This is a genomic window from uncultured Dialister sp. (genome assembly GCF_900538805.1).
Classification (GTDB): Bacteria; Bacillota; Negativicutes; order Veillonellales; family Dialisteraceae; genus Dialister.
In genome coordinates this window covers 1-6,138 of record NZ_UPZP01000118.1, presented here as the reverse complement: position 1 = coordinate 6,138, position 6,138 = coordinate 1, and the positions used below count along the sequence as shown (strand labels likewise).

General features: G+C 55.8%; 7 protein-coding genes and 1 pseudogene. All 8 read left to right on the top strand.

Annotated features, from left to right (window positions below; translation table 11 throughout):
* Window positions 1-640: pseudogene (locus QZQ29_RS08560) on the top strand (hydrogenase); the annotation flags it as partial.
* Window positions 633-1,508, top strand: coding sequence for a complex I subunit 1 family protein (locus tag QZQ29_RS08555; RefSeq protein ID WP_296962333.1), 876 nt, complete (start codon window positions 633-635; stop codon window positions 1,506-1,508). The pseudogene QZQ29_RS08560 and the gene QZQ29_RS08555, both read left to right, overlap by 8 nt.
* A 12-nt stretch (window positions 1,509-1,520) precedes the next feature.
* On the top strand, window positions 1,521-2,018 hold the full coding sequence (nuoB, locus tag QZQ29_RS08550) for an NADH-quinone oxidoreductase subunit NuoB (protein ID WP_296962331.1): 498 nt from the start codon (window positions 1,521-1,523) through the stop codon (window positions 2,016-2,018).
* On the top strand, window positions 2,015-2,452 hold the full coding sequence (locus tag QZQ29_RS08545; protein ID WP_296962329.1) for an NADH-quinone oxidoreductase subunit C: 438 nt from the start codon (window positions 2,015-2,017) through the stop codon (window positions 2,450-2,452). Before nuoB ends, QZQ29_RS08545 begins: the two co-directional genes overlap by 4 nt.
* Before the next feature lie 6 nt (window positions 2,453-2,458).
* Window positions 2,459-3,544, top strand: coding sequence for a nickel-dependent hydrogenase large subunit (locus tag QZQ29_RS08540; protein ID WP_296962327.1), 1,086 nt, complete (start codon window positions 2,459-2,461; stop codon window positions 3,542-3,544).
* 11 nt (window positions 3,545-3,555) lie between these two features.
* On the top strand, window positions 3,556-4,983 hold the full coding sequence (locus QZQ29_RS08535) for a 4Fe-4S binding protein (protein WP_296962325.1): 1,428 nt from the start codon (window positions 3,556-3,558) through the stop codon (window positions 4,981-4,983).
* Window positions 4,976-5,320: a hydrogenase maturation nickel metallochaperone HypA gene (locus QZQ29_RS08530; protein WP_296962323.1), complete on the top strand. Its 345-nt coding sequence runs from the start codon at window positions 4,976-4,978 to the stop codon at window positions 5,318-5,320. Before QZQ29_RS08535 ends, QZQ29_RS08530 begins: the two co-directional genes overlap by 8 nt.
* Window positions 5,321-5,971, top strand: coding sequence for a hydrogenase nickel incorporation protein HypB (hypB, locus tag QZQ29_RS08525; RefSeq protein WP_296962321.1), 651 nt, complete (start codon window positions 5,321-5,323; stop codon window positions 5,969-5,971). It abuts the gene before it with no gap.
* Window positions 5,972-6,138 lie beyond the last annotated feature (167 nt).

The window sequence follows — 6,138 nt, the reverse complement described above, 5'->3', positions numbered from 1 at the left end:
GGTGATCGGTATCTGCGGCATGTTCCTGGCACCCTTCGGCATGTTGATTTCCAAATGGGCAGCCATGAAGGCCTTTGTAGACGCCGGGCAGCCCCTCCTTCTCCTGGCCCTGGTGTACGGCTCTGCCACCACCCTTTTCTACTGGACCAAATGGCTGGGGAAGATTACCACCTATATTCCTACCAATGAAAACAGGGAAAAGGGGATCCTGGGGGTAGAGTGGACAGCCCTGAAGACGCTGGCGGCTTTGACCCTGGTGGTGTGCGTCCTCTTCCCTCTGATTTCCCAGTACATGGTTATCCCCTATCTGGCTTTAATGTATAGAAATATTAATGATGTCATTGCCCAGTCCAACCTCTGGATTATGTCGGTGATGGTGTTCCTTATCATCATCCTGCCTCTCCGTTTCGGCAAGAGCAGGAGGAAGAAACAGGTGATTACGAACCTTTCCGGTGAGAATCTGGGAAGTGACGTGGCTTACCGCGGCGCCGGCGGACGGATTGTGCCGGTGCAGCTTCGGAACTGGTATCTGGAAACCTGGTTTGGTGAAAAGAGGATGACCCTCTGGGGGTACACGGCCTGCCTGGCCTGCGTGCTCATGGAGCTGTCTCTGGCGGCGGGAGGTGTGTTCCATGTCTGATTATATGATGAATGCCATGGGCGCCCTTCTGTACCTGCTGCTGGCGCCCCTTTTGGGAGGACTTCTTGCAGGCCTTGACCGGAAAATTTCTGCCCGCATGCAGCGCCGCGTGGGACCGCCCATTCTCCAGCCCTTCTACGATTTCGGAAAGCTCTGGGACAAGCAGCCCATTGCAGTGAACAAGGCGGAGGGATTCTATGTGTTCGGTTTCCTTCTCTTCGTCCTTCTTTCTGGGGCCTTCTTCTTTGCAAGGGGCGACATCCTGCTGGTGGTGTTTACTCTCACCATGGCCAGCGTGTGCCTTATCATTGCCGCCTATGCCACCGACTCTCCCTACAGCCAGGTGGGGGCGGAAAGGGAACTGGTGCAGACCATGGCCTATGAGCCTATGCTGCTCATGGCGGCCCTTGGCTTCTACCTTTCCGGCGGCAGTTTCAACATCGGTGAAATCATGGCATCCGACACCATGAATATCATCCGCATGCCCGGCATCTTCCTGGGCCTCTGCTACATCCTTCTCATTAAATTCAGGAAATCGCCCTTCGATATTTCCATGTCCCATGAGGCCCACCAGGAGCTCATCGGCGGCGTGAAGACGGAAATCTCCGGACGCACTTTGGGCATGGTGGAAATGGCGGAGTGGTATGAGGACGTGTTCCTTCTGGGACTGGTGCTTCTCTTCTTCGTCACCTCTTCCCCCTGGACTTTGATACCGGGCCTTCTTGTATGTGCCCTTGTGTTCTTCCTGGGCATTCTGGTGGACAATTCCTGCGCCCGTATGAAATGGGAGAAAATGCTGGCTTCCACCTGGCTCTTCTCCTTCCTGGCAGGATTTATTAATGTGGCTTTTCTCATGTATTTCAAATAAGGAGGACTCGTTATGGGATATGAAAAGAAATCGCCCTGGCTCATCCATTACGACGGTTCTTCCTGCAATGGCTGCGACATAGAGGTGCTGGCCTGCCTCACGCCTTTGTACGACGTGGAACGGTTCGGCATTGTGAATACGGGGGATCCCAAGCATGCGGATATCTTCCTGGTTACCGGCGGTGTGAACGCCCAGAATCTGCCGGTGGTGCGCCAGATTTATGACCAGATGCCGGAGCCTAAGGTGGTCATTGCCGTAGGCACCTGCGCCTGCACCGGCGGCGTGTTCCGGGAGTGCTACAATATGCTGGGCGGCATGGACAAGGCCATTCCGGTGGATGTGTATGTGCCGGGCTGCGCCGCCCGGCCGGAGTCCATTATTGCCGGCGTGGTGAAGGGGCTTTCGGTGCTGGAGGAAAAGCACAGGAAACTCAAGGCCACAGGAAATCACGGCGTGCCTGCAGAAAAGGCAAAGGTCTTTGGCACCTATGGAGAGGAGGAGAAAAAATGAAACAGCAGGTCATTGAAATCAGAAGTGAAGACCTTCTGGAAAGGACGGCCCGTTTCAAGAAGGAAGGCTGCCGTCTGGTACAGATTCTCTGCACCCGGGTGGAGGAGGGCTATGAGCTGACCTACACCTTTGACAAGAACTATTTCCTCTACCATCTCCGCCTCGTCGTGCCCCTCACGGGCTCCGTCATGAGCGTCACCGGCCTGTACTGGTACGCTTTTGTATGGGAAAATGAAATTCACGACCTCTTCGGCTTGGACATCCGCTTCATTGCGCCGGAGGTGGACTATGGCGGCCATTTCTACCATCTGGCCCAGAAAACGCCGTGGCACGACCTGTCCGGCGCCGTCCATGCGAAGCGGGCGGTGAAGGTGAATCTTCGGAGCGGCCTTGGCATTGACGCATCCGTTCATAAAGAGACAAAGGAGGATTGATTTCAAATGGCAGAAATAACGACAGTCCCCTTTGGACCGCAGCATCCGGTGCTGCCGGAACCGATTCATCTGGATTTGGAACTGAAGGATGAAAGGGTGGTCCGGGCGGTGCCCTCCATCGGCTACGTGCACCGGGGCTTGGAAAAATTGGTGGAAAAGCGGGATTTCAAGCAGTTCATCTACGTGGCGGAAAGGGTGTGCGGCATCTGTTCCTTCGGCCACGGATGGGGCTATGCCAAAGCGGTGGAAGGCCTCATGGATATCGAAATACCGGAGCGGGCCAGCTGCCTTCGTACCATGTGGCACGAGCTTTCCCGCCTCCACAGCCATCTTCTCTGGTTCGGCCTGGCTGCCGATGCCATGGGATTTGAAAGTCTTTTCATGAATGCCTGGCGCATCCGGGAAATCGTACTGGATATTTTTGAAGAAACCACGGGGGGCCGTGTCATTTTCTCCGTCTGCAAAATCGGCGGCGTGAGAAGGGATATCACCGACAGCCAGCGCAGGGAAATCCTGGAGAAAATGAAGGAACTCCGGAAGGAAATCAATCAAATGGCCATGGTATTTCTCTATGACAATACCATCCAGAGCCGTCTGGAGGGGGTAGGCGTCCTCTCCATGAATGACGCCATTGATATGGGCTGCGTAGGCCCCATGGCCAGGGCCAGCGGCCTTCCCATGGACTACCGCATGGCCGATGACGAAGGCTTCTACAAAAAGCTCCATTTCCGTCCGGTCACCGAAACCGCCGGCGACTGCCTGGCCAGGGTGAAAGTACGGCTGGGGGAACTCACCCAGTCCATCGACATCATCTCAGGCTGCCTTGAACTTCTCCCGGAAGGGGCCATCGAAGCGCCGGTACGGGGACTGCCTCCGGTGGGCGAATATTTCACCAGGGTGGAACAGCCCCGGGGCGAAGCGCTCTACTATGTGAAGGGAAACGGCACGAAGAACCTGGAACGATTCCGCCTCCGCACCCCCACCAACGCCAACCTGGCGGCCCTGGTGAAAATGCTGAAGGGCTGCGAACTGGCGGACGTGCCCAACATCATCCTCACCATCGACCCCTGCATCAGCTGCTGTGAAAGATAAGGAGGCACTCCATGAGTTTTCTCATTTACATGAAACAGGCCCTCACCAACATGTTCAAGCCGCCTGTAACCACCTCCTATCCCATAAAACCTAAGATTTACAAACCCCATGACCGGGGCCGGGTCATCAACGACATCAGCCGCTGCATTCTCTGCGGCCAGTGCATGCGCACCTGCCCCGCCGGTGCCATTACCGTGGACCGGGCCACGGGCACCTGGAAAATCAACCCCTTTGCCTGCGTCCAGTGCGCCGGCTGCGTGGAAGTATGCCCCAAGAAATGCCTCCACATGGACCCCGAAGCCCCTTCGCCGGACGTGAAGAAATCGGAAATCATCCTCCAGGTGAAGAAGGAAGACGGCGTATCCAAGGTGCAGCGCAAAGTGGCGGCCATCAATATGGCGGAAGCTGCCATGGACGACCGGAGCCACATTGTAAACAACATTATGAAATGTATCTTCTGCGGCCAGTGCATGCGGAACTGCCCCTCCGGTGCCATTACAGTGGACCGCCGCAGCCGCACCTGGCGCATTAACCTGGAGGCCTGCGTGAACTGCGGTACCTGTATCGACAACTGCCCCCGGAAATGCCTCTCCCTGGGCTGCTACCTGGGAAATCCCAGTGAAATCACCATGCACGGCTCCCGCCCTCCCGTGAGAAGAAGGACGGCACCTCCTGTGAAAGTGGAACCTCCGGCAGAAAAACCGGCGGCTGCAGTGACAGAAACGGCAGCAGAAGCCAATGTGCCGGATACCCATATCCGGATAGACGCGGAAAAATGCCTCTTCTGCGGCAAGTGTGAACATAACTGCCCGGCCGATGCCATTTCCATAGATAGAAGGAACCGAACCTGGACCATTGATCGGGAGAAGTGTATTACCTGCGGCGTCTGCGCCGACGGCTGCCCTGCCCACTGCCTTACCCTGGCGGAGGCCTGGGAAGCGGGAGAAAAGAAGGAAATGAAGGCTGCCTTCCAGGGCAAGGTTCTCCGCCGCCCTCTGGCAGGAAGAAAGCCCGCTCCTGCTCCGGCTCCTGGCAAACCGGAAGCAACGGCTCCGGCAAAAGTGGAAGCAAAGCCGGAAGTTCCGGTCAAAGTAGAATCACCGGCAGCAGGACCGGCTGAAGAAGTGAACGTGCCGGATACCCATATCCGGATAGACGCGGAAAAATGTCTTTTCTGCGGCAAGTGCGAGCATAACTGTCCGGCCCATGCCATTTCCATTGACAGAAGAAACCGCACCTGGACCATTGACCGGGAGAAGTGCATTACCTGCGGCGTCTGCGCCGATGGCTGCCCCGCCCACTGCCTTACCCTGGCAGACGCCTGGGAAGCGGGAGAAAAGAAGGAAATGAAGGCTGCCTTCCAGGGCAGAGTCCTCCGCCGCCCGGCCCGCCCGGCACCGGCAAAGGAAGTACCGAAGGACGGAGAGCCTCATGCATGAATATCCGGTGACTTTGGAAATCGTCCGTATTGCGGAAAAGACGGCCCGCGAAAAAGGGGGCACCGTAAAGGCCATCCACCTGGTGGTGGGAGAGGACTCCGGTTTCATCGGAGAATCCATCCAGATGTACTTTGACGTTATTTCTGAGGGCACCCTCTGCGAGGGCGCCCTTCTTACCATCAAGGACATTCGGCCCAAAATGAAATGCGACCGCTGCGGCCGCCTGTTTGAAAGAAAACGATTCTCCTTCACCTGTCCCTATTGCGGAGGCGACGGCTCTCCCACGGACATTGGCAAGGAATTTTATATAGAATCTGTAGACCTGGAGGTTGATTAGATGCATATGGTCAAAGCCGGCGTAATGGAAGACATTTACGCCCATAACAATCACATCGCCGAACATGTAAGAGAATACCTCATGAAGAGGAACGTATACACCATCAACGTCATGGGTGCCCCGGGAACCGGCAAGACCACATCCCTGGAACAGCTCATGAAACATATGAAATCTAAGGTATACGTCATTGAAGGGGACATTGAATCCGACATCGATACCGAAAGGCTGCGGAAGGAGAACGTCACCGCCGCCCAGATTAACACCTTCGGCGCCTGCCACCTGGACGCCCCCCTGGTGCACAACGCCGTGCACACCATGGATTTCAAAGAAGGGGGCATCCTCTTCATTGAAAACGTAGGAAACCTGGTGTGCCCGGCGGAACTGAACATAGGGGAAAATATCAAAATGCTCATTGTCAGCGCAGCCGACGGCAGCGACAAGCCCTACAAATACCCCCTGGCCTTTGAAAAGGCGGACATTATCCTCCTCAATAAAATCGACCTGGTCCCCTATCTGGACTTCGACGAAGACTTCTTCATGAAGGGCCTCCGCCATCTGAATAAGAATGCCCCGGTATTCAAGGTCAGCGGAAAGACAGGAGAAGGATACAAAGAAGCGGCGGCATGGATTGAAGAAGCAGCCGGGAGATAGTGGCACTTGTGCGGTCGGCCGTATTCCCGAACGCAAGAGGGTTGACGCCCGCTTACGCGGGCGAGGGTTGAGGCAGCCGCCGGGACGAGCTATTTAAGGAGACTTATGACGCAGCATTGGATAAAAATACTTATGAAATTCGATTCTGCGAATTAATCAGTGCTTCC

What these genes read in the sequence shown, in the direction of transcription:
- QZQ29_RS08555 (WP_296962333.1), top strand. Translation starts at nt 633, where the DNA reads ATGTCTGATTATATGATGAATGCCATGGGCGCCCTTCTGTACCTGCTG.
- nuoB (WP_296962331.1), top strand. Translation starts at nt 1,521, where the DNA reads ATGGGATATGAAAAGAAATCGCCCTGGCTCATCCATTACGACGGTTCT.
- QZQ29_RS08545 (WP_296962329.1), top strand. Translation starts at nt 2,015, where the DNA reads ATGAAACAGCAGGTCATTGAAATCAGAAGTGAAGACCTTCTGGAAAGG.
- QZQ29_RS08540 (WP_296962327.1), top strand. Translation starts at nt 2,459, where the DNA reads ATGGCAGAAATAACGACAGTCCCCTTTGGACCGCAGCATCCGGTGCTG.
- QZQ29_RS08535 (WP_296962325.1), top strand. Translation starts at nt 3,556, where the DNA reads ATGAGTTTTCTCATTTACATGAAACAGGCCCTCACCAACATGTTCAAG.
- QZQ29_RS08530 (WP_296962323.1), top strand. Translation starts at nt 4,976, where the DNA reads ATGCATGAATATCCGGTGACTTTGGAAATCGTCCGTATTGCGGAAAAG.
- hypB (WP_296962321.1), top strand. Translation starts at nt 5,321, where the DNA reads ATGCATATGGTCAAAGCCGGCGTAATGGAAGACATTTACGCCCATAAC.